Source organism: Phenylobacterium sp. (assembly GCF_035309685.1).
In the GTDB taxonomy this organism is placed as follows: domain Bacteria; phylum Pseudomonadota; class Alphaproteobacteria; order Caulobacterales; family Caulobacteraceae; genus Phenylobacterium.
This window is the reverse complement of record NZ_DATGEX010000056.1, coordinates 18,547-39,697: the sequence shown is the minus strand read 5'-3', so window position 1 is coordinate 39,697 and position 21,151 is coordinate 18,547. Positions and strand designations below refer to the sequence as shown.

Here is a 21,151-nt window from a genome sequence, read left to right as displayed (position 1 = left end):
CGCCGAATGACCGGCGATGTGGCGGCGGGAGCTCAGGCGGTGGCCAAGGCCGGTTCGACAAGGAAGCGCCAGGCGGCCCCCAAACCTGCCATGGAACCCGCGGTGGAACTCGCGCCCGAAGCCGACGAGCCCGCCATCGTCCAGGCCCTGGACGCCCCTTCCAAATGGAGCGGCGCCCTTGTCGCCGGCGGCCTGATGCTGGTGGCGGGCCTGAGCTTCTTCGCGATCCGCGGCATGGCGCGGCGGAAATAGGCGCTCAGCCCATCTCCACGAAGCTGTCGATGACCTTCTTCTCGCCGGCTTTTTCGAAAGCGACGGTAAGCTTGTTGCCCTCGACCGCGGTGACGGCGCCGTAGCCGAACTTCTGGTGGAAGACGCGGTCGCCGCGCTTGTAGTCGCTGGCCGCACTCCCAGCCGAGGTGGCGACCAGGCGGCCTTCGCCCTCGATGACCTGCTGGCGGCCGGGGTGGCTGCCCTTGTAGCCGGCGGTCTGGGCGCGCCGCCAGCCAGGCGAGGAGTAGCCGGCGCCGAAGGCCGGGGTCTCGTCCCAGCGGCTGCCGTGCTGCTGCATGCCGGGGCCGCCGCCGTAGTAGCCGGTCTCCGACGTCGCCTCGACGTTGGCCAGGGGCAGTTCGTCGACGAAGCGGCTGGGCAGCTGGCTGGTCCAGCGGCCGTAGACCTGGCGGTTGGCGGCGAAGGAGACGCGGGCCTCCTCGCGGGCGCGGGTGATGCCGACGTAGGCCAGGCGGCGCTCCTCCTCGAGGCCCTTCTCGCCCTTTTCATCCATGGAACGCTGGGAGGGGAAGACGCCTTCCTCCCAGCCGGGCAGGAAGACCAGCGGGAACTCCAGGCCCTTGGCGGAGTGCAGGGTCATGATCTGGACGGCGTCGGCCTGGGGTCCGCGGTCGAGGTCCATGACCAGGGAAACGTGTTCGAGGTAGGCCTGCAAATTCTCAAAGTTTCCCATCGACTGGACGAGTTCCTTAAGGTTCTCCAGGCGGGTCTGGGCGGTCGGGCTCCTGTCCAGTTTCAGGGCGTCGGTGTAGCCGCTCTCCTCCAGCACCGCCTCCATCAGGCGAGGGTGCGCGGTGCGGTCGGCTTCCACACGCCAGCGGTCGAGATCGCGCAGGAAATTGGCCAGCGCGGTGCGGGTGCGGCCGGCCAGTTCGTCGGTCAACACCAGCTGGCGCGCTGCGGTCACCGCCGGCACGCCGCCCAGCCGCGCGACCTGCAGCAGCTTCTGCACCGTGGTCTCGCCGATGCCGCGCTTGGGGACGTTGACGATGCGTTCGAAGGCCAGGTCATCGTCGGGCGACTGGATCAGCCGCAGGTAGGCGTGGGCGTCGCGAATCTCGGCGCGTTCGAAGAACCGCGGGCCACCGACCACGGTGTAGGGGATCTGCAGCAGCACGAACCGCTCTTCGAAGGCGCGCATCTGGAACGAGGCGCGGACCAGGATCGCCATGTCGCGGAACTTGCGGGGGTCCTTGTCCGTGGAGCCCTTCCTGGCGCGCTCGATCTCGTCGGCGATCAGCCGGCTCTCGGCCTCGCCGTCCCAGACGCCGCGCACCACGACTTTTTCGCCGCCTTCTTCCTGGGTCCAGAGCGTCTTGCCGAGCCGGCTCTTGTTGGCGGCGATCAGGCCCGAGGCCGCGGCAAGGATGTGGCTGGTGGAGCGGTAATTGCGTTCCAGCCGGATCACCTTGGCGCCCGGGAAGTCGCGCTCGAAGCGCAGGATGTTGTCCACCTCGGCGCCGCGCCAGCCGTAGATCGACTGGTCGTCGTCGCCGACGCAGCAGACGTTCTGCCGCTTCTGGGCCAGCAGCCGCAGCCACAGGTATTGGGCGACGTTGGTGTCCTGATATTCGTCGACCAGCAGATAGCGGAACCGGTTGTGGAACTCCTCCAGCACATCGGGGTGCTGGGTGAAGATGGTCAGGTTGTGCAGTAGCAGGTCGCCGAAATCGCAGGCGTTCAGCACGCGCAACCGCTCCTGGTAGAGCCGGTACATCGCCTGGCCCTTGCCGTTGGCGAAATGGCCGCTCTCCGCCGGCGGCACCTGGTCGGGGCGCCAGCCGCGGTTCTTCCAGTGGTCGATCAGCCCGGCCAGCATCTTCGGCGGCCAGCGCTTGGCGTCGACGTTTTCGGCCTCCAGCACCTGCTTGATCAGCCGCTCGCCATCGTCCTGATCGATGATCGTGTAGTTGGATTTGAGGCCCACCAGGTCGGCGTGGCGGCGCAGGATCTGGGCGGCCACCGAGTGGAAGGTGCCCAGCCAGCGCAGCCCCTCGGCCTGCGGCCCGATGATGTGGGTGATCCGCTCGCGCATCTCGCGCGCGGCCTTGTTGGTGAAGGTGACGACCAGCAGCTCCCACGGCCGCGCCTTGCCGGTGGCCAGGATGTGGGCCAGCCGCGTGGTCAGCACGCGGGTCTTGCCGGTGCCGGCGCCGGCCAGCACCAGCACGGGCCCCTCGGTGGCCTCGACAGCGGCGCGCTGCTCGGGGTTCAGCCCGTCGAGGTAGTCGGCGGGCCGGGCGTCGGCGCGGGCCAGGTCGCTGACACGCAGCGCGGGCGGATCGAAGTCGGATTCGGACGGAGACATCGGGGTTTGTCTAGCATGCCGCGCACGAAATGGGCGCCCGGGTGTTCGCGATGCGTTCTAGCTTCCGGTGGGCGTGGCGGCGGGTGGCGGCGCGGCCTGGGTCGGGGCGGCCCGCACGCCGGTCGGACGCAGCGGCCGCTGGCAATCGCGCAGGCGGCTCAGGAACCAGCCGTAGGTCATCTCCGAGTCCGGAACCATCATCCGCAGCCATTCCCGCGACGGGTCGCTGCCGCGCAGCCGGCCGAGGTAGACCCGCACCAGCCGGGTTCCCGACGGACTGGGCAGGCCGCTATGGGTGGCGTTGGCCAGCACATAGCCGACGCTCAGGCATTCCAGGTCCGACTGCTGCATCGCGGAGATGGCGGCAGGCGCAGCGGCAGGCGGCGGCTCGGCGAACATCGGGCTCCTTGGGCCCGGTCAGCAAGGCGGGCTTTCCCTATTCCATAGCACCGCCGCCGTCAGTTGTTCAGACCCAGGTAGGTCAGGATCACCGCGGTTGTGTCGATCATTCCGTGCGCCAGGATCGTCGTCCACAGGCAGCGCCCGGACAGCAGATAGACCCCGCCCAGGATCAGCCCCGCCACGCCGGAATCGAGGATGCCCGCCGGCCCCTTGTAGAAATGGCCGAAGCCGAACAGCACCGCCGAGCCCAGAAGGCCCACGATCCAGGCGAGGCGCCCGCCGCCGCCAACATCGGCGATCCGCTTCATCAGGTAGCCGCGGTAGCCGATCTCCTCGCCGAACGCCGCGAAGGTCCAGACGAGCGCCAGGGCGGCCAACGCGGCCTTGGCGTCGTGCGGGATGAGCTCGGCGCCCTTCGGCGCGACGATCGGCGGCCAGACATGCGCGGCCAGCGGCTCGATGACCAGGTCGCCCAGCACCAGGCGCAGGACGGCCGCGCCCACCGCCAGCGCGATCATCAGGCGCCACGATTTCGGCCGCACGAAGCCCAGGGCCGCCCAGCCGCCTTCGCGCCACCGCATCGAGACCAGCGCCAGGAGCACCAGGATGGGGACCTCGTTGGGCAGGACGTGCAGCACGTTGTGGCCGATCACCGCCCAGGCCGCGCAGGCGACTTCCGCCGCGCTGATCACCCGCGCCCTCGATTCCGTCCGATCTTCGATGGCCGCCATGCGCGCCTCCTGTCTGCGGCATGACCTGTTGACACATGATACATAGATATGCAAGGTATCGTGCATGAAACGAAATGAAGCCAGCGCGCCCGCCGGCGACCTCAGCGGGTGGGAGACACAGGTCCGCAAAGGCGGCCTGGGCCTGGCGGTCCTGGCCATCCTCTGGCCCGAACGGCTGTACGGCCTGGAGATCCTGAAGCGGCTGGACGCGGACGCCGGCATGGCGATCCCCGAGGGCACGATCTATCCGCTGCTCAGCCGGATGAAGGCGGACGGCCTGGTGGACTCCGAATGGGTCGAGGCCGACGCCGGGCATCCGCGCAAATACTACCAACTGACCGACGAAGGCCGCCGCCGCGTGCGCGACATGGCCCGCAGCTGGCGGTCGTTCGCCGAAGGGCTGGAGCGGCTGCTCGCCCCGATGGATGGAGATACCCAATGAGTGGTGACGCAGGCCGGGCCCATCTCGACACCTACCTGAACCAGGTGCAGCGCCACCTTGCGGGCCTGCCGCCCATGGAGGCGCGCGAGACACTGGCCGAACTGCGCAGCCACGTGCTCGACAAGGTGGCCGGCGATCTTTCGGTGGCCCGCATCGAGGCGGCGCTGTCCGAGCTGGGCGCGCCGCGCGACGTGGCCCGGATCAATGTGACGGAGCGGGTGGCCGCCGAGCTGGAGACCAATCGCTCGCCCTGGCGGGTGTTCCAGGCGATCGGCCGGCTGGCGAGCCTCAGCCTCTACGGTCTCTTCGCCTTCCTGGTCTCATTCACCGGTTACGGCAGTGCGCTGGCGTTCCTGGCCACGGCGGCGGTGAAGCCCTTCGCCTGGAACCGGGCGGGGCTGTGGGTCTGGTCGACGGCTCCCGACGACCTTTCGGCCTCCTGGGCGCTCGGCGTCAGCGACAATGCGCACCGAGGGCACGAGGTGCTGGGCGTCTGGATCATCCCGATCGGCATCGCGCTCGGCCTGCTGCTCGGCTGGCTAACCTGGCGCTTTGGCCTGTTCAGCGTCCGCCACATGCGCCGCTCAGTTCAGCGCGGACGGGCCTGAGCGAAGGCCAGCGCCGCCAGACGGCAGGCCGAGGCGAGGGGACGGCCCGCGCGGGCGTCATCGATGCGGCCGATGAGGGCGGCGAGGCTCAGGGCCTGCGCCCCGGCCATGGCCTCGAGCACCGCCCAGAACTCTGGCTCGAGCGCGATCGAGGTCGCATGGCCGCTGAGCTGCACCGAACGCTTTCGCAAGCTCTTCATGGCCTGATATGTCCGCCGTTCGCGGGCCCCCGCAAGACCTCTTCGGATAAAGTTGACGCATGCGTCATCTTTTTGCTTGCATTAAGTTGACGGTGGCGTCATCTTTGCCGAGTCAGCTGGAGTGAGGACCGACCCATGGCCATGACCGAAGTTGCCGAGCGCCCCGCCTTCCGCACCACCTCGCCCAAGCTCGACTGGGGCCATGCGCTGAAGTCGCTGCGCCGCCTGCTGAACGACAAGGAAGACACCACCGCGGTCTTCGAGATCATGCGGGCGCTGAACGGGACCTCGACCGCCAAGGGCTATCTTCGCCTCCTGGAAACCCAGCAGGGCGGCCGCATCGCCTTCGAGCGCCAGGAATTCGCCAACCTCTTGATGGACGATGCCTGGCTGGACAGCCTGCCCGAGGGCAGCGTCGGCGCCGCCTACCGCCACTTCATCCGCTCCGAGCAGATCTCCGCCGACGGCCTGATCGAGATCAGCCGCCAGAACTCGGCCCACGTGGACGAGCAGCACCCCTACGCCTGGATGGGCCGGCGCACCCGCGACGTGCACGACATCTGGCACATCCTGTCGGGCTATCACCGCGACGGCCTGGGCGAGGCATGCCTGGTGGCCTTCTCCTTCGCGCAGACCGGCGGGCTCGGCTGGGCGCTGATCGCGGTCGGCGCGGCGTCCCGGGCCCGCAAGGCCAGGACCCATCCCTACGTGAAGGCGATCTGGCAGGGCTATCGCCGCGGCAAGGCCGCCAAGTGGCTGCTGGGCGAGGACTACGAGCGGCTGATGAGCGAGCCGCTGGAAAGCGCGCGGCGGCGTCTGAACATCACCCCGGCCACCGTCTACGACGCCATCCCGGCCGAGGCCCGCGACCAGTCGCTGCCGAAGGCGGCGTAGCCGCCAAGCCGCCCCTGTCCCGGACGCGGAGCGCCGCCGTTGGCGGGCGAGGCGCGCGGCTATGGGCCGGGATTGTAGGGCGGCGGGAGGATGCGCTTGAGAAGCTGATCGGCGACGGCGGTCTGGCCCTCGGCGGTCGGATGGATCGTCCCGGCGAAGGACTCGTCCAAGAGCACCCCGCTCGCGTCGCTTACGGCTTCGGTCAGCAGGCTGTCGTTGGCCGTGCGCAGCCAACGCCCGCGCGACGCGTAGGCGGACCAGGCCGTCGGCGGGTTGGCCCAATCGCCGGGACGCGGGTCGGGCTTCCAGCGGGCGAACTGCCAATCCAGCTTGAAGGGATCGCTCAGTTTCGGGGTGGTCGCGCAGACGCCGTGCGTCAGATACTCGGGCGGTGACATCGCGATCCGCCAGCCAGCAACTTCGGCGGACTTGATCACGCCGATCAGCGACTTGTGCCCAACGCCGCCATTGAAGGCGACGTCCTCCACGGCCTTCGCCGCGTCGGAGCGGATAAAGATCGGGACCGGCCCGAACCGCAGCAATTGCGGCGGGAGTTGCGCCTCGTCGGAGAGCCAGGGCTCACGCATCCGCGTTTCGTCCGTGAAGATGGGCGACTTCGAGCCGCAGATGGCCTTGGTCTCGTCGCGCAGCGGCGCGGGATAGCTTTCCTGCACCACGACGGCGTCCTTGGTCAGGAGGCCCGACTGAGCGAAGAACTGCTGAGCGGTTTGCAGGAGGTAGGGCAACTCGTCTTCGATCAAATGGCGGGCCCCGTCGTTGGTCGACCACGCGACATCGCACCGGGGATCCTTGCCGATCTGCGCGCCGACGAACGGGATGGCCGAGAGCACGCTGGTTCCATACGGCTGCCAGGGACAGACAAACGCCATGCCGTTCCAGGCGTCATCACCGGCGATCTTGGTGGCGACGCCGCTCAGATAGGGATTCAGGGCCGCGCCGACCGGGCCTCCGATGTTGACGAGATGGTCGGGCGAGAGCGCCCAGCGTCCGAGGCCCGCGAAACCGACGTCGTTGCCGCCGATGGTCAGGAAAATCACCTGCGGGCGGCGAATCCAGGACGTACAGGTCGGGATGTCCGGCAGGGTGTTGTTCGCGCCCGGCCCGGTCAGGATGCGGTACCAATTGCTGATCTTCTTGACGTCGAACGCATAGGCCTTGCGTCCCGGCGTCCCGGCGCAGAGGTCGTCGACCGCCATCTTCAGTTGCGAGAGTTCCGTGGCCCGCCCCTCCGGCTTTTCGCGGTTCGGATGGTCGCGCCCAAACGCATCGAGGCGGTCGAGGCCCGGAGGGCTGACCTGCTTGGTCAGCAGGCCGTCGAGCACCGAGGCGCCGGCGCAGGCGTAGGAGACGTAGGTGATGCTGCTGTGCGTATCGTTCGCCGCCAGCTTCAGGGCGGCCAGCACATGCGGGGAGAACAGCGAGCGGTGGCATTCCCAGCTCCACCAGTCGGCGGACGCCGTCTCCGGCAGGAGACCGGGCGCGCTGGGCGCATCGGCTTTCGTCCACCAGAGGTAGGGCTGCCTGGCGGCGTAGGGATATCCCACCTTGAACTTATCGACCTGCGCCGGCTGATCGGGACTGCCCTCGCCGGCCGCGAAGGAGTCCCCCATGGACAAGATCAAGGTGTCGCTTGTCGCCATTCGCAAGGAGGTCAGCACCGCGCCGCCGGAACTCACGCTCAGCGTGCCCTGATAGCCGAACGCGCCCTTGGGAAAGGGCAGGCGGAGCGCGGCGGAGTTCTCGCAGGGAATGTCGTGGACCTGCTCCTGGCCGTCGACGCTCCACGAGCAGCGCGAACCGTCCGGCATCTTCTGCGGCCACCAGGCGAGGATTTTCTGCTCAGTGGGCGCGATGTAGCTGGGGTCGTATCGGCCCGGGCCAAGTCGATAGTGCGTGTGCTGGTGGAGATTGATCTTGGCGATGGCCGGCCGGGTGACGCCAGGCGGCCGCGCCTGCAGCAAGGCGACAATGTCCCCGTAGGCCGACTTCACGTTCGGGCGGCTCGTAAGGCTGTCGAGCAAGGCGTTGGCCTGGTCGATGACCGGCTGCTCATCCTCGAAGAGCCGGAACCGGTTCTCCACCCGCCATTGGATGGGCGCCGGGGCCGGAGCCGGAGCCGGTGAGGGCGCGACCGCGGGCGGCGATGCGCTCACCGGTGCGGGCGGCGCGGCAGGTTGTGCGTGCGCGGCCAAGGCCGCAACCGTGAGCCCCGCAAACGCCAGGGCCGAGACTATTCGTGCAGGCGGCATGACGATCGTCCCCCGACTATCGAGGGTCAGCTAACTGCGATATTTCAGAAAATGCAACGCAAAATAGCGTCGCCAGAGGTCACACGCAAAGCGGTAGAGTGGGGGCCTCCGTCTCCGTCCCTCAATCCTCGCGCTTGGCCTGATCCAGCTTCCGCTGGGCGCGGATCGCCTCCATCTCGGCGACGATCTTTTCGGTCTTCTTCAGACCGAAGAGGGTTCGGTTCTGCGCGCCCTTGGCCTTGGCCTCAGCTTTCGCGCGCGCCTTGCGGGCCTTGTTGAGATTGATCGGCTCGACCATCGGCGAAACTTACTCCGGCTCCCTGTCGTTACCCAAGCATCAACCGCTTTGAGGAGACGACACAATGATTCAGGCATCCCAGATCCGTGAACACATGGACGTGGTGGGCTCCGACGGCGGCCATGTCGGGCGCGTCGACAAGGTGATGGGCGAGGAGATCGAACTGACCAAGCTGGATCTCGCCGCCGGCCTCAAGCACCACATGATCCCGGTGAGCTGGGTCGAGATGATCGACGACGACACCGTGCGGCTCAGCATGACCAAGGACGCCGCCAAGGCCGCCTGGCGGACCAAGCACTAGCCTGCCCTCGCGCCGTCTGGCGTAACGCAAGGCCCCATGCCAACCTCGCCCGGTTGACATGGGGCGACGCCGTCGCCCGGTACGATCCGGAGCCTCGGTGAAGTCCTCAGTCCTGTTCACGGCCGCCCTCGCGGCAGCCGTTGCGGCCCTTGCGCCGCCCCTCTCCAGCGCCGCCAGGCCGCCTGCCGTCTGCGCCGAGTGCGTGAAAGCCAATCTCGAGCGTCTGGCGGGCGACGAGCTGCGCGGCCGGGGCTGCGGGACCGACGACGAGCACGCCGCCGCCCGCTTCATCGCCGACACCCTGAAGAAGTCGAAGATCGAGGCCGCGTTCGGAAAGGACGCCTGGCTGCAGCCGGTGCAGCTTCTGACCCCGACCACCGCCCAGGCGCCGAGCCTGGAGGTCCGCAAGGGCGAGGCGACGCTGTCGCTGGCCCAGGGGCGTGAGATCGTCGTGCTGGAGCCGCCGGAGACGCTCTCCGGTCCGCTGGTGGTGGTGACCGACGCCCACGTCGCGCCGGAGACGGTGCAGGGGAAGGTCGTGGTGTTCGACACGCCGATCCACGATCTGCCGGGCGTCCAGGTCCTGCTGCGGGCCGGCGCCGCGGCGGTGATCGCGCCGGCCAACGAGCAGGTCAGCGAGCACTGGGACGAGCTCGCCGCGCGCGGCCCGGGCCGCACCCAGGTGGTGGGCGTCGAACAGCGCGCCGGCGGGCCGAAGCTGGGCGCCACCATCTTCGCGACGCCGGAGGGCATGAAGAAGCTGCGGGCCATGGCCGGCGGCGAGGCGAACCTCAACGCGCCCCGGGGTAGCCCGCGCGAGCGGACGACCTACAACGTCGTGGGCGTGCTGCACGGCTCGGCGCCCGACGCCGACCGCCACGCCCTGCTGCTGACCGCGCACTACGATCACCTGGGCGTGCGCAAGGGGGTGATCTTCCACGGCGCCAACGACGACGCCTCGGGCACGGCGGCGGTCCTGGAGTTCGCCCGCATCCTGGGGAGCGGCGCGCGGCCCAGGCGGACCGTCTACTTCGGCCTGTTCGGCTGCGAGGAGGAGGGGGAGCTCGGCGCGCAGTACATCATGGCCCACCCGCCGATGGCGCTTGGCGACCTGATCGCCAACCTGGAGTTCGAGATGATCGGCGTCGACGACCCGCAGCGGCCGGGCGCCCTGATGCTGACCGGCTGGGAGCGGACCAACCTTGGGCCCACCCTGCTGGAGCACGGCGCCCATGTGGGCCCCGACCTCTATCCCGGCCAGCGGTTCTTCGAGCGCTCGGACAACTACCAGCTGGCGTTGAAGGGGGTGGTCGCCCAGACGGTCAGCGCCTGGCCGGTGCCGCCGACCTATCACGCGGCCAGCGACGACCTGGCCCACGTGGACCTGAAGTTCATGGATGCGGTGATCGGCTCGATGGTCGGCCCGGTGACCTGGCTCCTGAACAGCGACTTCAAGCCCGACTGGCTGCCGGGGATGAAGCCCTAGCTTTGCTTGGGCGCACTTCCTGATCGTCCGACTGCGTCGGCCGGAAACGCTGCGCGCCTACTTCAGCGCCGCGCAGAACCGCTGGATACGGCTGCAGGCGTCTTCCAACTGTTGGTTCGAGGTCGCGTAGCTGATCCGGAAGTGCGGCGAAAGCCCGAAGGCCGCGCCGAACACCACCGAGACGCCCTCGGTCTCCAAGAGCTCGACCGCGAAGTCTTCGTCCGAGGCGATGGTCCTGCCCGACGGCGCGGTCTTGCCGATCAGGCCCTTCACCGAAGGGTAGACGTAGAAGGCGCCCTCTGGCGTCGGGCAATGCAGGCCGCTCGCCTGGTTCAGCATGGAAACGACCAGGTCGCGGCGGCCCTCGAACAGCTTGGCGTTGGGCTTGATGAAGTCCTGCGGCCCGCTCAGCGCCTCGACCGCCGCCCATTGCGAGATCGACGAGGGGTTGGACGTGGTCTGGCTCATCACCTTGGCCATCAGCTTGATCAGCGGTTCGGGGCCGGCGGCGTAGCCGATCCGCCAGCCGGTCATGGCGTAGGCCTTGGAGACCCCGTTCATGGTCAGCGTGCGGTCGTAGAGCGCCGGCTCGACCTGGGCGATGGTGGTGAACTCGAAGTCGCCGAACACCAGGTGCTCGTACATGTCGTCGGTGAGTATCCAGACCTGCGGGTGGCGCAGCAGGACCTCGGCCAGCGCCTTCAGCTCGGCCCGGGTATAGGCCGCACCCGAGGGGTTGGACGGCGAGTTCAGCAGCAGCCAGCGGGTCTTTGGCGTGATCGCCGCCTCCAGGCCTTCGGGGCTGAGCTTGAAGCCGCTCTCGGCGGAGGTCGGGGCGGCCTTCGGCTCGCCGCCGGCCAGGCGCACGATGTCCCAGTAGCTGACCCAGTAGGGCGTCGGGATCACCACCTCGTCGCCGGGGTTCAGCGTCGAAATCATGGCGTTCCAGATCACCGGCTTGCCGCCGGGTGAGACGTTCACCTGGGAGGCCTTGTAGGTCAGGCCGTTCTCACGGGCGAACTTGCCGACGATGGCCTCCTTCAGCTCCGGGATGCCGTCGACGGTGGTGTATTTGGTCTTGCCGTCGCGGATCGCCTTGATGGCGGCTTCCTTGATGTTGTCCGGGGTGTCGAAGTCCGGCTCGCCGGCGGCGAGCGAGATGATGTCGCGACCGGCCGCTTTCAGCTCGCGCCCTTTCTGGTCGGCCGCCAGGGTGGCGGACGGCTTCACGCGCGACAGGGCGGCGGATTCAAGCGACATGGCGGGCTTCGAAGCTCCCGTGGGGTTCGAGTTGACGGAACGGCGAGGCTTTAGCCTAAGCCGCCGGCCCGGTGAACCCGCCCAGGCTGTGTCAGATCAGATTGTGAACGGTGACGTCGGCCAGGCTGCGGCCGACCAGCTCGACTTCGGCGGTCATCCCGACTGGCGTGCCGGCGAAGACGAAGACGTTGGCGCCCACCTGCACCTCGATGAAGTTCACGCCCTGGTCGCTTGAGATGCTGCCTGCCATGCTGAGCGCGGTGGCGTAGTCGGCCGCCGTGGCCGTGGCGAAGTTCGTCGCGCTCACGGTGAATCCCACGAAGTGGATGGTGTCGTGCGCGCCGTCCCAGTCGACGATCTGCGGTCCCGCGCCCGCCGCCACGCTGCCGGTGTTGACGATGAACTTGTCCGAGCCGCCGCCGCCCGCCAGGGTGCTGGCGTTGGATGAGCCGTCGATCGTGTCGTCGCCGGCGCCGCCGTTCATCGACTCCGCCCCATGCGCGCCCGACAGCGAGTCATTGCCGTCGCCGCCGCTCAAGACGTCGTGCGATCCCGGCGAGATCAGGGTGTCGTTGCCGTCCTCGCCAAGCAGCTGTCCGGTGCCGGTGAGGACATCGTCGCCCAGGTTGCCGTCGAGTATGCCGCCGCCGGTGATGTGGTCGTCGCCTTGGCCGCCCAGCAGGGTGTCGACGCCCAGCGCCTGGCCCTGGATGGTGTCCGAGCCCTTGTTGCCCTGGACGAAGTTGCTGGCGCCGGAGACCACGATCGCATCGTTGTCCTGGCCGCCGTAGAGGGTGCTGAATCCCCCGGTCGACTGCAGGCTGTCGTTGCCCGCATTGCCCTGCATCAGGTCGGCCGACCCGCTGCCCGACAGGCTGTCGTTGCCGTCGCCGCCGAACAGGGCGCTGCCGACCGTCGCGCCGGCCGCGATGGCGTTGGAACCGGTGTCCCCGATGTAGAGGCTGGAGGTGTCGAAGAATCCGAGATGGCCGGCCAGGCTCGCGCCCTCGATCCCGACGCCAAAATCCACCGAATGGCCGCCCACCGAGATGGTGACCAGCGAGGGACTGTCGTAGATCACCGTCGCCGCCGAGGCGTGGATGCTGGTGTTCGGCGGATTGCTGAAGAAAATCAGCGCATCGGCGGGGGTGATCGCCAGGGCCTGGGCCGCAGTGATGGTCTCGAAGGCGAAGGTCGACGGCATGCGCGGGGTCCCAGGACGAGTACGAGATCAGATCAGGTTGTGATGCGGATCGAAGTCGGCCATCGAGCGCCCGACCAGATCGACGACGCTGCTGGGGCCGCCGGAGCCGCCGGCGAAGATGATGAAGTCCGCGCCCACCTGGACGCCCACGAAGCTGAAATGGTTCTGCATTGTCAGCCGCTGCGCATCGGCCAGGGCGTCGGCGTAGGTGGCCGCCGTGGCGGTGGTGTAGTCCGAGGGATTTGGCGTGAAGCCCAGGAAGCTGATCGTGTCCTGCGTGCCGTCCCAGTCGATGATCGTCGGCACGTTGCCGGTCGAGGTGAGGCCGGCGCCGAAGATGAACTTGTCCGCGCCCGGGCCGCCGGCGATCACCTGAGCTCCGCCGGTGATGCTGATCGTGTCGTCTCCGGCGTCGCCGGTGATCGAGTCCTGGCCCTGGCCGGCCACGAGGGAGTCGTTGCCGTCGCCGCCGCTCAGCGTGTCCTTGCCCGAGCCGATGGAGGTGAGGGTGTCGTTGCCGCCCTCGCCGAACAGCTGGCCGGAGCCGGAGACGTGGTCGTCGCCCAGATTGCCGTCCAGGAAGCCCGTGCCGGTGATATTGTCATTGCCCTGGCCGCCCAGCAGGGTGTCGGAGGTCCCGCTGCCGGTCAGGGTGTCATTGCCCTTGTTGCCCTGGCCGAAGTTCACGCCGCCGCCGACATCGATGACGTCGTTGTCCTGGCCGCCGTAGATGGTGTCGTCGCCCTGGGCGCCGGTCAGGCTGTCGTTGCCGGCGTTGCCCTGCAGCAGGTTGTGCGCGCCGTTGACCGAAAGGCTGTCGTCGCCGGCGCCGCCGAAGGCCGCCGCCTGAGCGCCGTTGCTGACGCCGTTGAAGAACAGCGTATTGAACGTGTTGCTGTTGGCGTCGCCCACATAGAGGATGCTGCCGTCGGCCAAGGTCAGCAGCCCTGCCTGGCTGAGGGCGGCGAGGTTGGGGCCAAACACCAGCGTCTGGCCGCCGACGAAATTGAGGTCGATGGTTCCATCGCCCTGGTAGAGGACCGTGGCGCCCACGGCGGTCCCGGTCGCCGCGGCGACGGTCAGCGAGTCCGCTGAGCCGATGGCGAGCGCCTGAGCGGCGGTGATGGTTTCAAACGCAAAGGTCGACATCTGTACTGGCCCCCCTGGGCTGCGCCGGCCGGAGCCGGTTCGCCGAACAGATTGCAGCCTAGGCCCCGAATCCGATCTTCGCCAAGGCGCGGCTTGACCCCCCAGGCGTTCTCGGCGACCTCAGGAGGCGTGATGCGCCGCCTTTTCCAGGTCCTGTCGAACATGGACGCCCAGGCGTGGCGCACCCTGCTCATCTCGTTCCTGCTGTTCGGCGGCGTGGGTCTAGTCTTCGTGCTGGGCGCCCCACTGTTGGGGTTGAACGAGGCGGTCACCGTGCAGGCGTGGCTGCACGCCGCGTCCGGGCCGTGGTCGCTGCCGGCGGCGGTCGCCGCCTTCGCGGTGCTGGCCTTCGCCGGCGTGCCGCAGATCATGCTGATCGCCGCCGCGGTGGTGGCCTTCGGTCCGGAGGCCGGCTTCGCCTACAGCTGGATCGGCACCATGGTCTCGTCCCTGGTCGGCTTCTACCTGGGCCGCGTCGCCGGCGCGAAGGCGCTGGAGCGGTTCTCCGGCGAAGGGGTCAGGCGGTTCATGGACCTGGTCGGCCGCAACGGCTTCTTCGCCAGCTTCATCGTGCGGCTGGTGCCCTCGGCGCCCTTCATCGTGGTCAATATGGCGGCCGGCGTCACGCCGATGCGGGTTTCGGCCTTCGCGCTGGGCACCGCGCTGGGGATCGTGCCCAAGATCGTGCTGGTCGCCTTCGCGGGCAATTCCATCGTCCGGCTGATGAAGGGCGAGGTGGGCAAGGACGCCGTCTGGCTGGCGGCGATCGCCGCGGCCTGGGTGCTGATCGGCCTGATCGCGCGGGCCTGGCTGAAGCGACGTGAAAAGGAGGCGACATGACCATCAAGCTGTTCCACGCCTGGGGCTCGTGCTCGCTGGCCTCATTGATTGCGCTGGAGGAGGCGGGCGCCGACTACGAGCTCGTCATCATGGACACCAAGGCCGGCGACCAGCGCACGCCGGAGTACATGAAGATCAACCCCAAGGCCCGGGTGCCGGCCCTGGTCACCGACCTGGGCGTGCTGACCGAGACGCCGGCGATCCTGTCCTACATCCCCGAGACCTATCCCGCCGCGGGGCTCTTGCCGGTCGACGCCTGGGTGCGGGCCCAGGCGCACGCGTTCAATTCCTACCTCTGCTCCACCGTGCATGTCGCGCACGCCCACAAGCACCGCGGCTACCGCTGGACAGACGATGCCGCCGCCCAGGCGGCGATGACCGCCGCGGTGCCGAAGAACGAGATCGCCTGCTTCCGGCTGATCGAGGACGAGATGTTCCAAGGCCCCTGGGTGCTGGGCGAGGCTTTCTCGGTCTGCGACGCCTATCTCTTCACGCTGTTCGGCTGGCTTCCGGGCGACGGCGTCGACACCAGCCAGTTCAGCCGCCTGTATGAGCACAGCGCGCGGGTGGCGGCCCGGCCGGCCGTGCGCAAGGTTCTTGCTCTGCAGGGGTCCTGAGCGGCCATTCGACGCAAGATGGTTGCGCCGTTAAGGCCCTTTCGCTAGGACGCTGCGTCATGCGCACGCGCACCGCCAGCCTGCTTCTTCTTTCGCTGGGGCTTAGCCGCCCCTGGGCGCCTCTCTAGGCTGCGCGTCTTCGCGGCCGGGCGTTCAGGGGTTTTCCAAAGCCATCTGACCCCAACGAAACCCCGCGAAGAGACCAAACATCATGACTGCCCCCGCCAATGAATCCGTAGCCCCGCGCGCTGAGCGCGATCGGGTCATCGTCTTCGACACCACCATGCGCGACGGCGAGCAATCGCCCGGCGCCTCGATGTCGCTGGAAGAGAAGATCGAGCTCTCCAAGATCCTTGAGGAAATGCGCGTCGACGTGATCGAGGCCGGCTTCCCGATCGCCTCGAACGGCGATTTCGAAGCCGTGCGCCAGATCGCCGAACTGGTCACTGAAAGCACGGTCTGCGGCCTGGCCCGCGCCGGGATGGCCGACATCGACCGTTGCGCCGAGGCGATCAAGAAGGCCAAGCGCGGCCGCATCCACACCTTCCTGTCCACCAGCCCCAGCCACCGCGACCACATCCTGCATGCCTCGCAGGAGGACATCCTGGAGATGATCACCAAGTCGGTGGAACACGCGCGCAACCTCTGCGGCGACGTCGAGTGGTCGGCTCAGGACGCCACCCGCACCGAGCAGGACTTCCTGCGCCGCTGCGTCGAGGCGGCGATCAAGGCCGGGGCCGGCACGATCAATCTGCCGGACACGGTGGGCTACAGCTATCCATCCGAATACGCCGACATGTTCCGCGATATCCTGGAGCACGTGCCGGGCGCCGATAAGGTCATCCTGTCCACCCACTGCCACAACGACCTGGGCCTGGCCGTCGCCAACTCGCTCGCCGGCGTCCAGGGCGGGGCGCGGCAGGTGGAGGTCGCGATCAACGGCATCGGCGAGCGGGCCGGCAACGCCGCGCTCGAAGAGATCGTCATGGCGCTGAAGGTGCGGGGCGACGCGCTGCCCTTCCACACCGGCGTCGAGACCCAGCACATCACCCGCGCCAGCCGCTACGTCTCGGCGATCACCGGCTTCCCGGTGCAGTTCAACAAGGCGATCGTCGGCAAGAACGCCTTCGCCCACGAGAGCGGCATCCATCAGGATGGTATGCTGAAGGATCGCGGCACCTACGAGATCATGAGCCCCGAGACGGTGGGGCAGGGCGCGTCGAACCTGGTCATGGGCAAGCACGCCGGCCGCGCCGGCTTCCGCGAGAAGCTGAAGGAGCTGGGCTACGAGCTCGGCCAGAACGCGCTGAACGAGGCCTTCCAGCGCTTCAAGGACCTGGCCGACAAGAAGAAGCACGTCTTCGACGACGACATCATCGCGCTGGTGGACGATGCGCTGGCGTCGGGCGCCGACCGCATCCAGGTGAAGAACCTGCGGGTCATCGCCGGCACCGAGGGGCCGCAGGAGGCGTTCCTGACCGTCACCATCGACGGCGAGGAGAAGAGCGCCAACGCCACCGGCGACGGTCCGGTCGACGCGGTGTTCAACGCCATCCACAAGGTCGCCCCGCACGAGGCGGTGCTGCGGCTGTTCCAGGTGCATGCGGTGACCGAGGGTACCGACGCCCAGGCGCAGGTCTCGGTCCGGCTCGAGGAGGACGGCCGCATCGCCACCGGCCAGGCCGCCGACACCGACACGCTGACGGCCTCGGCCAAGGCCTACGTCAACGCGCTCAACAACCTCACCGCGCGCAAGGAAAAGACCGACCCCGGCGCGATCGCGTCGGGCTTTTAGCGTCCCATCCTCGTGTCATCCCGGAAAGCGCGCAGCGCTTGTCCGGGACCCATGATCACGAAGTCCTCCGGCCATCCATGAACCGCGGTGTTTATGGGTCCCGGTCTTCGCGTGCCGCGAAACCGGGATGACACTGGAAATGTAGATGCTCTGGATCCTTCTCACGGCGGCGGCCGCGCCGCTTCAGGTGGCGCGCAATGCGCTGCAGCGCGGGCTGGTGGGCGACGCCGGGCCGTGGGGCGCGACGCTGGTCCGCTTCCTGTTCGGCCTGCCGTTCTCTTTTGCGATCTTCGGCGTGGTGGCGCTGCTGACGCCGGGCGCGGCGCCGCACCTGACGGGCGCCTATGGCGAGGCGGTGTTCATCGGGGCGATCGCCCAGATGGGCGCGACCGCGGCCCTGCTGATGGCCATGCGCCGGGCGGGGTTCGCGGTGGCGACGGTGATGCAGCAGTCGTCCCTGCCGCTCTCGGCGGTGTTCGGCTGGCTGGCGCTGGGCGACAAGATCGGCGTTCAGGCCTGGGCCGGCATCGCGGTGACGACGCTGGGCCTGGCGATCCTGTCCTGGCCCCGGCGCGACCAGTTGGCGGGCGCGGGGCTGGGTTCGCTGCTGGGCCTGGCCTCCGGCGCGGCCTTCGCCGTGGCGCTGAACGCCTATCGGCAGGCGGGTCTTGGCCTGGAGCCGCACCATGCGATCTATGCCGGCACGGCGTCGGTCTGTGTCGCCCAGGCGATCCAGTCGGCGGTGCTGCTGACCGCGCTGGCGATCTGGCGGCCGGGCGCGCTCAGGGCCGTGGCGCAGTCCTGGAAGCCGTCGCTGGGCGCGGGCTTCTTTGGGGCGGCGGCGTCGGCCTGCTGGTTCGCGGCGCTGGCGCTGCACGCGGCCGGACCGGTCCGCGCGGTCGGGGTCATCGAGGCGCCGATCGCCGCCGGCGTCGGGCGCAGGCTGTTCAAGGAGACCCTGTCGCGCCGCCAACTCGCGGGTGGGATCATGGCCGCGCTGGGCGTCGTCGCCGCCGCGCTCGGCTAACGCACCCGCATCCGTTTTCGGCCCTCGCGGCGACTATTCCGCGAGGGGCCGTTCGGACATAGTCCCCATCGGTTCGGGGAGTTCGCATGACCGACGCGTTGAGTATCCGGGGCCTGTCCAAGACCTTTGGCGGCAAGGTGGCGGTGGACGATCTGTCGCTGAGCGTGCGGGCCGGCGAGCTCTACGCCCTTCTGGGCCCCAACGGCGCCGGCAAGACGACGACCCTGCGGATGGTCGCCAGCCTCCTGAAGCCCAACGCCGGCCAGATCGAGGTCTTCGGCCACGACGTCCTGGCCGACCCGGCGGCGGCCAAGCAGATCATCGCCTGGGCGCCGGACGAGCCGATGCTCTACGACCGGCTGACGCCGCTGGAATACCTGGAGTTCGTGGCCGGGCTGTGGGGCATCGAGCCGGCGGTCGCCATGCCCAAGGCCGAGGAGCTCTTGAAGTGGCTGGGCCTCTGGGAGAACCGGTCCGAACGCTGCGAGGGCTTCTCGCGCGGCATGAAGCAGAAGACCGCGCTGGCCGGCGCCCTGATCCACGACCCACAGCTCTTGATCCTCGATGAGCCGCTGACCGGTCTCGACGCGGCGGTGGCGCGCCAGGTGAAGGACCTGCTGCAGGCGCGGGTGAAGAGCGGGGCGACGGTGATCCTGACCACCCACATCCTGGAGGTCGCCGAGCGGATGGCCGACCGCATCGGCATCATCCAGAACGGCCGTCTGGTGGCGCAGGGCACGCTGGACGAGCTGCGCGCGCGGACCGGCGAGGGCAAGGCGACGCTGGAGGACCTGTTCCTGGAGCTGACCGGCGCGGACGAGGGCGCGAGCGAAGGTCTTCGGGCGTGATCGCGCCGGCCGGATCGACGCTGTGGCTGCTGCGCCATGAGTTGCGCCTGACCTGGCGCGGGTTGGTCGGGCGGCGCATGCGCGGGTCCGGCCGCGGCGGCGGGCGGTTCCGCACGCTGTGGCTGACGGCGATCCTGCCGGTCATCCTGCTGGTCACAGCCGGTCTGCCGCTCGGCTTCGCGCTCCGCCACGTGCAGGTTCCGGTCATGCCGCTTTCGGCGGCGATCGCCGCGGTGATCGCCGTGGCGCTGTTCACGCTGATGCTCTCGCAGACCCTGAGCGCGGCGGTGGACGCGCTCTACGAGCGGGCCGACCTGGACCTGTTGTTCTCCTCGCCCCTGCAGCCGCGCCGGGTGCTGACCGTGCGGTTCCTGGCGGTGGCGGCGAACGTCTATTTCCTGTTCGGCATCCTGACGACGCCGATCCTGCTGCCCAGCGCCTTCATGGGCCATCCAGGCTGGCTGGCGCTGGAGCCGGTGCTGTTCGCCACCGCGCTGGCCGCCACCGGGGCTGGCCTGCTGCTGGCCGGCGCGCTGTTCCGGCTGATCGGGCCCAGGCGCACGCGCACGCTCGGCCAGGTGCTGGCCGCCATCACCGGCGCGGCCGCCTTCCTGTCGGGGCAGGCCTACAACATCCTGGGCCGCCATCAGAGCGCCAGCTTCTGGGCCGGCATCGTGCAGGCGGCGACCCACTCGGGGTTCACGCCGCCGCCGGGCTTCGACTGGCCGCTGCGCGCCATGCTGGGCGAGCCCCTGCCTTTGGTCGCCGTCGTGGCGGCCGGAGCGGGCGTCTTCCTGCTGGCCAATCAGGTGTTGGGCGCGCGCTTCGCCGAGGATGCGGCGGCTGCGGCCGGGGTCGGCAATTCCGGGCGCAAGGCCAAGGCGTCGGGCCGCATGGCCTTCGCCGCCGGCGCGTTCCGCGCCACGCTTATCAAGGAACTGCGGCTGATCCTGCGCGATCCGGCGCTGATCTCACAGGTGTTGCTGCGGGTGCTCTACATCCTGCCGCTGGGGTTCCTGTTGCTGCGCAACGCAGGCAGCGGCCAGACCCTGGCGCTGCCGGGCGGCGCTGGCGCGCTCAGCCTGATCGCCGGCCAGATCGTCGGCAGCCTGGCCTGGATCACCGTCTCAGCGGAGGACGCGCCGGACCTTCTCAGCTGCGCGCCGACCCCGGTGAAGACCCTCCGCCGGGCCAAGATCATCGCCGCCATAGCCCCGGTGGCGGCGCTGCTCGCGCCGGTACTGCTCGCGCTGACGGTGATGGCGCCCCTGGCCGGGATCGCGGCGACGGCGGGCTGCGCGGCCTCGATGGCCATGACCGCGGCCCTGAACGTCTGGTGGCAGCGGCCGGGCAAGCGGGCCGAGTTCCGCCGCGCGCGGCAGGCCTCGTGGTTCGTGACGCTGGCGGAGTTCTTCCTGGGCCTGATCATCGCCGCCGCCACGTCGCTGGTCGCGTTCGGCGCGTTCGGCTGGGCGCTGATCCCCGCCGCGCTGGCCCTGGTGGGCGTGCTGCTGCTCAGCCGCTCCGACGCCCAGATCGCCCAGGCCCTGCGCGCCGCCACGTGAGCGCGCGTCCGCTGGCGTCCACGGCCCGGAAAGCGATATAACCGGACGGTTCACAACGGTTCGGACGGAGATCGCCCTTGCGCCTTGCGACGATGACGATTGCGGCCGCTCTCGGCCTTCTGCCCCTGGCCGCCGGCGCGCAGGAAATGCCCGCCGCCAAAGCCAATTGCGCGGCCATGGATCAGAACCTGCCCGCCGATCTGGCCGGCTGGACCGTGCAGACGCCGCTCGCCGCCGCCGCCAGCCCCGCGGGCCTCGCCAAGGCGACGATCACGCCCGGCAAGGCGATCGCCGGCGACCTGCCGCAGACCTCGACGGTCAAGTTCGTCACCCAGCCGGAGCGGCCGGGCGGGTCGGTCAGCCACGGCGGCATGTTCGAACTGAAGATCGACAAGGCCGGGACCTATCTGATCGCGCTCGGGTCCGGCGCCTGGATCGACGTGCTGAAGGACGGCAAGCCGCTCACCTCGACCGCCCACAGCCCGGGCCCGGCCTGCTCGACGCTGCGCAAGATGGTCGACTTCCCGCTGGAGCCGGGCCGCTACGTCCTGCAGGTTTCCGCCAACGCCGACGCGAAGCTGCCGATCCTGCTGGCGAGACGGCCCTGACGCC

At 69.1% G+C, this 21,151-nt stretch carries 22 protein-coding genes; 13 read left to right on the top strand and 9 right to left on the bottom strand.

Annotated features, from left to right (window positions below; translation table 11 throughout):
* Positions 1-6: 6 nt before the first annotated feature.
* Positions 7-252: a hypothetical protein gene (locus VKQ35_RS17530; protein WP_324363971.1), complete on the top strand. Its 246-nt coding sequence runs from the start codon at positions 7-9 to the stop codon at positions 250-252.
* A 4-nt stretch (positions 253-256) separates the two neighbouring features.
* On the opposite strand, the gene VKQ35_RS17525 is transcribed toward VKQ35_RS17530, so the two are convergent.
* From VKQ35_RS17525 to VKQ35_RS17515, 3 genes are read right to left on the bottom strand one after another with little or no spacing between them, the layout of a single operon-like run.
* Complete coding sequence (locus VKQ35_RS17525; RefSeq protein ID WP_324363969.1) at positions 257-2,602, bottom strand: ATP-dependent helicase; 2,346 nt, start codon at positions 2,600-2,602, stop codon at positions 257-259.
* Positions 2,603-2,659: 57 nt separating this feature from the next.
* Positions 2,660-3,001, bottom strand: a complete 342-nt coding sequence (locus VKQ35_RS17520; protein WP_324363967.1) for a hypothetical protein — start codon at positions 2,999-3,001, stop codon at positions 2,660-2,662.
* Positions 3,002-3,060: 59 nt separating this feature from the next.
* The gene (locus VKQ35_RS17515; protein WP_324363965.1) at positions 3,061-3,735 is read right to left on the bottom strand and encodes a type II CAAX endopeptidase family protein; all 675 of its coding nucleotides are present in this window, start codon (positions 3,733-3,735) and stop codon (positions 3,061-3,063) included.
* 64 nt (positions 3,736-3,799) lie between these two features.
* On the opposite strand from VKQ35_RS17515, the gene VKQ35_RS17510 reads away from it, so the two are divergent.
* Positions 3,800-4,177, top strand: a complete 378-nt coding sequence (locus VKQ35_RS17510) for a PadR family transcriptional regulator (protein ID WP_324363963.1) — start codon at positions 3,800-3,802, stop codon at positions 4,175-4,177.
* Positions 4,174-4,785 carry an HAAS signaling domain-containing protein gene (locus tag VKQ35_RS17505; protein ID WP_324363962.1) on the top strand — a complete coding sequence of 204 codons (612 nt, stop codon included), beginning with the start codon at positions 4,174-4,176 and terminating at the stop codon, positions 4,783-4,785. The genes VKQ35_RS17510 and VKQ35_RS17505 overlap by 4 nt, the downstream gene beginning before the upstream one ends.
* Here the strand turns inward: VKQ35_RS17505 and VKQ35_RS17500 are convergent.
* Positions 4,767-4,985, bottom strand: a complete 219-nt coding sequence (locus VKQ35_RS17500) for a ribbon-helix-helix domain-containing protein (RefSeq protein WP_324363958.1) — start codon at positions 4,983-4,985, stop codon at positions 4,767-4,769. The genes VKQ35_RS17505 and VKQ35_RS17500 overlap by 19 nt on opposite strands.
* Before the next feature lie 141 nt (positions 4,986-5,126).
* Between VKQ35_RS17500 and VKQ35_RS17495 the strand changes: the two genes are divergently transcribed.
* The gene (locus tag VKQ35_RS17495; protein ID WP_324363956.1) at positions 5,127-5,879 is read left to right on the top strand and encodes a Coq4 family protein; all 753 of its coding nucleotides are present in this window, start codon (positions 5,127-5,129) and stop codon (positions 5,877-5,879) included.
* Positions 5,880-5,938: 59 nt separating this feature from the next.
* On the opposite strand, the gene VKQ35_RS17490 is transcribed toward VKQ35_RS17495, so the two are convergent.
* Together VKQ35_RS17490 and VKQ35_RS17485 are read right to left on the bottom strand one after the other, a co-directional pair.
* A complete protein-coding gene (locus VKQ35_RS17490; RefSeq protein WP_324363954.1) occupies positions 5,939-7,981 on the bottom strand; it encodes a hypothetical protein in 2,043 nt (680 codons plus the stop codon).
* A 289-nt stretch (positions 7,982-8,270) separates the two neighbouring features.
* Entirely contained in the window at positions 8,271-8,447 is a 177-nt protein-coding gene (locus tag VKQ35_RS17485) for a DUF4169 family protein (RefSeq protein ID WP_324363953.1), read from the bottom strand.
* Positions 8,448-8,511: 64 nt separating this feature from the next.
* On the opposite strand from VKQ35_RS17485, the gene VKQ35_RS17480 reads away from it, so the two are divergent.
* The gene (locus VKQ35_RS17480; protein ID WP_324363951.1) at positions 8,512-8,748 is read left to right on the top strand and encodes a DUF2171 domain-containing protein; all 237 of its coding nucleotides are present in this window, start codon (positions 8,512-8,514) and stop codon (positions 8,746-8,748) included.
* Between the two features lie 97 nt (positions 8,749-8,845).
* Positions 8,846-10,234: a M28 family metallopeptidase gene (locus tag VKQ35_RS17475; RefSeq protein WP_324363949.1), complete on the top strand. Its 1,389-nt coding sequence runs from the start codon at positions 8,846-8,848 to the stop codon at positions 10,232-10,234.
* Between the two features lie 57 nt (positions 10,235-10,291).
* On the opposite strand, the gene VKQ35_RS17470 is transcribed toward VKQ35_RS17475, so the two are convergent.
* From VKQ35_RS17470 to VKQ35_RS17460, 3 genes are all read right to left on the bottom strand, one after another.
* The gene (locus VKQ35_RS17470; protein WP_324363947.1) at positions 10,292-11,494 is read right to left on the bottom strand and encodes a pyridoxal phosphate-dependent aminotransferase; all 1,203 of its coding nucleotides are present in this window, start codon (positions 11,492-11,494) and stop codon (positions 10,292-10,294) included.
* A gap of 91 nt (positions 11,495-11,585) precedes the next feature.
* Entirely contained in the window at positions 11,586-12,698 is a 1,113-nt protein-coding gene (locus tag VKQ35_RS17465; RefSeq protein WP_324363945.1) for a calcium-binding protein, read from the bottom strand.
* Positions 12,699-12,725: 27 nt separating this feature from the next.
* Complete coding sequence (locus VKQ35_RS17460) at positions 12,726-13,847, bottom strand: calcium-binding protein (RefSeq protein ID WP_324363943.1); 1,122 nt, start codon at positions 13,845-13,847, stop codon at positions 12,726-12,728.
* Positions 13,848-13,979: 132 nt separating this feature from the next.
* Between VKQ35_RS17460 and VKQ35_RS17455 the strand changes: the two genes are divergently transcribed.
* The 7 genes from VKQ35_RS17455 (at position 13,980) to VKQ35_RS17425 (ending at position 21,147) form a co-directional block, all read left to right on the top strand.
* A complete protein-coding gene (locus tag VKQ35_RS17455) occupies positions 13,980-14,687 on the top strand; it encodes a TVP38/TMEM64 family protein (protein WP_414692361.1) in 708 nt (235 codons plus the stop codon).
* Complete coding sequence (locus VKQ35_RS17450) at positions 14,684-15,304, top strand: glutathione S-transferase family protein (RefSeq protein WP_324363939.1); 621 nt, start codon at positions 14,684-14,686, stop codon at positions 15,302-15,304. Before VKQ35_RS17455 ends, VKQ35_RS17450 begins: the two co-directional genes overlap by 4 nt.
* A 211-nt stretch (positions 15,305-15,515) precedes the next feature.
* Entirely contained in the window at positions 15,516-17,099 is a 1,584-nt protein-coding gene (locus VKQ35_RS17445) for a 2-isopropylmalate synthase (RefSeq protein ID WP_324363937.1), read from the top strand.
* A gap of 145 nt (positions 17,100-17,244) precedes the next feature.
* Complete coding sequence (locus tag VKQ35_RS17440) at positions 17,245-18,126, top strand: EamA/RhaT family transporter (RefSeq protein ID WP_324363935.1); 882 nt, start codon at positions 17,245-17,247, stop codon at positions 18,124-18,126.
* Between the two features lie 86 nt (positions 18,127-18,212).
* On the top strand, positions 18,213-18,974 hold the full coding sequence (locus VKQ35_RS17435) for an ABC transporter ATP-binding protein (protein ID WP_324363931.1): 762 nt from the start codon (positions 18,213-18,215) through the stop codon (positions 18,972-18,974).
* Positions 18,971-20,539, top strand: coding sequence for a hypothetical protein (locus VKQ35_RS17430; protein WP_324363929.1), 1,569 nt, complete (start codon positions 18,971-18,973; stop codon positions 20,537-20,539). Before VKQ35_RS17435 ends, VKQ35_RS17430 begins: the two co-directional genes overlap by 4 nt.
* Before the next feature lie 146 nt (positions 20,540-20,685).
* The gene (locus VKQ35_RS17425; RefSeq protein WP_324363927.1) at positions 20,686-21,147 is read left to right on the top strand and encodes a homogentisate 1,2-dioxygenase; all 462 of its coding nucleotides are present in this window, start codon (positions 20,686-20,688) and stop codon (positions 21,145-21,147) included.
* Positions 21,148-21,151 lie beyond the last annotated feature (4 nt).

Coding starts and splice junctions, on each gene's coding strand:
- VKQ35_RS17530 (WP_324363971.1), top strand. CDS start 7: ATGACCGGCGATGTGGCGGCGGGAGCTCAGGCGGTGGCCAAGGCCGGT.
- VKQ35_RS17525 (WP_324363969.1), bottom strand. CDS start 2,602: ATGTCTCCGTCCGAATCCGACTTCGATCCGCCCGCGCTGCGTGTCAGC.
- VKQ35_RS17520 (WP_324363967.1), bottom strand. CDS start 3,001: ATGTTCGCCGAGCCGCCGCCTGCCGCTGCGCCTGCCGCCATCTCCGCG.
- VKQ35_RS17515 (WP_324363965.1), bottom strand. CDS start 3,735: ATGGCGGCCATCGAAGATCGGACGGAATCGAGGGCGCGGGTGATCAGC.
- VKQ35_RS17510 (WP_324363963.1), top strand. CDS start 3,800: ATGAAACGAAATGAAGCCAGCGCGCCCGCCGGCGACCTCAGCGGGTGG.
- VKQ35_RS17505 (WP_324363962.1), top strand. CDS start 4,174: ATGAGTGGTGACGCAGGCCGGGCCCATCTCGACACCTACCTGAACCAG.
- VKQ35_RS17500 (WP_324363958.1), bottom strand. CDS start 4,985: ATGAAGAGCTTGCGAAAGCGTTCGGTGCAGCTCAGCGGCCATGCGACC.
- VKQ35_RS17495 (WP_324363956.1), top strand. CDS start 5,127: ATGACCGAAGTTGCCGAGCGCCCCGCCTTCCGCACCACCTCGCCCAAG.
- VKQ35_RS17485 (WP_324363953.1), bottom strand. CDS start 8,447: ATGGTCGAGCCGATCAATCTCAACAAGGCCCGCAAGGCGCGCGCGAAA.
- VKQ35_RS17480 (WP_324363951.1), top strand. CDS start 8,512: ATGATTCAGGCATCCCAGATCCGTGAACACATGGACGTGGTGGGCTCC.
- VKQ35_RS17470 (WP_324363947.1), bottom strand. CDS start 11,494: ATGTCGCTTGAATCCGCCGCCCTGTCGCGCGTGAAGCCGTCCGCCACC.
- VKQ35_RS17465 (WP_324363945.1), bottom strand. CDS start 12,698: ATGCCGTCGACCTTCGCCTTCGAGACCATCACTGCGGCCCAGGCCCTG.
- VKQ35_RS17460 (WP_324363943.1), bottom strand. CDS start 13,847: ATGTCGACCTTTGCGTTTGAAACCATCACCGCCGCTCAGGCGCTCGCC.
- VKQ35_RS17455 (WP_414692361.1), top strand. CDS start 13,980: ATGCGCCGCCTTTTCCAGGTCCTGTCGAACATGGACGCCCAGGCGTGG.
- VKQ35_RS17450 (WP_324363939.1), top strand. CDS start 14,684: ATGACCATCAAGCTGTTCCACGCCTGGGGCTCGTGCTCGCTGGCCTCA.
- VKQ35_RS17445 (WP_324363937.1), top strand. CDS start 15,516: ATGACTGCCCCCGCCAATGAATCCGTAGCCCCGCGCGCTGAGCGCGAT.
- VKQ35_RS17440 (WP_324363935.1), top strand. CDS start 17,245: ATGCTCTGGATCCTTCTCACGGCGGCGGCCGCGCCGCTTCAGGTGGCG.
- VKQ35_RS17435 (WP_324363931.1), top strand. CDS start 18,213: ATGACCGACGCGTTGAGTATCCGGGGCCTGTCCAAGACCTTTGGCGGC.
- VKQ35_RS17425 (WP_324363927.1), top strand. CDS start 20,686: ATGCCCGCCGCCAAAGCCAATTGCGCGGCCATGGATCAGAACCTGCCC.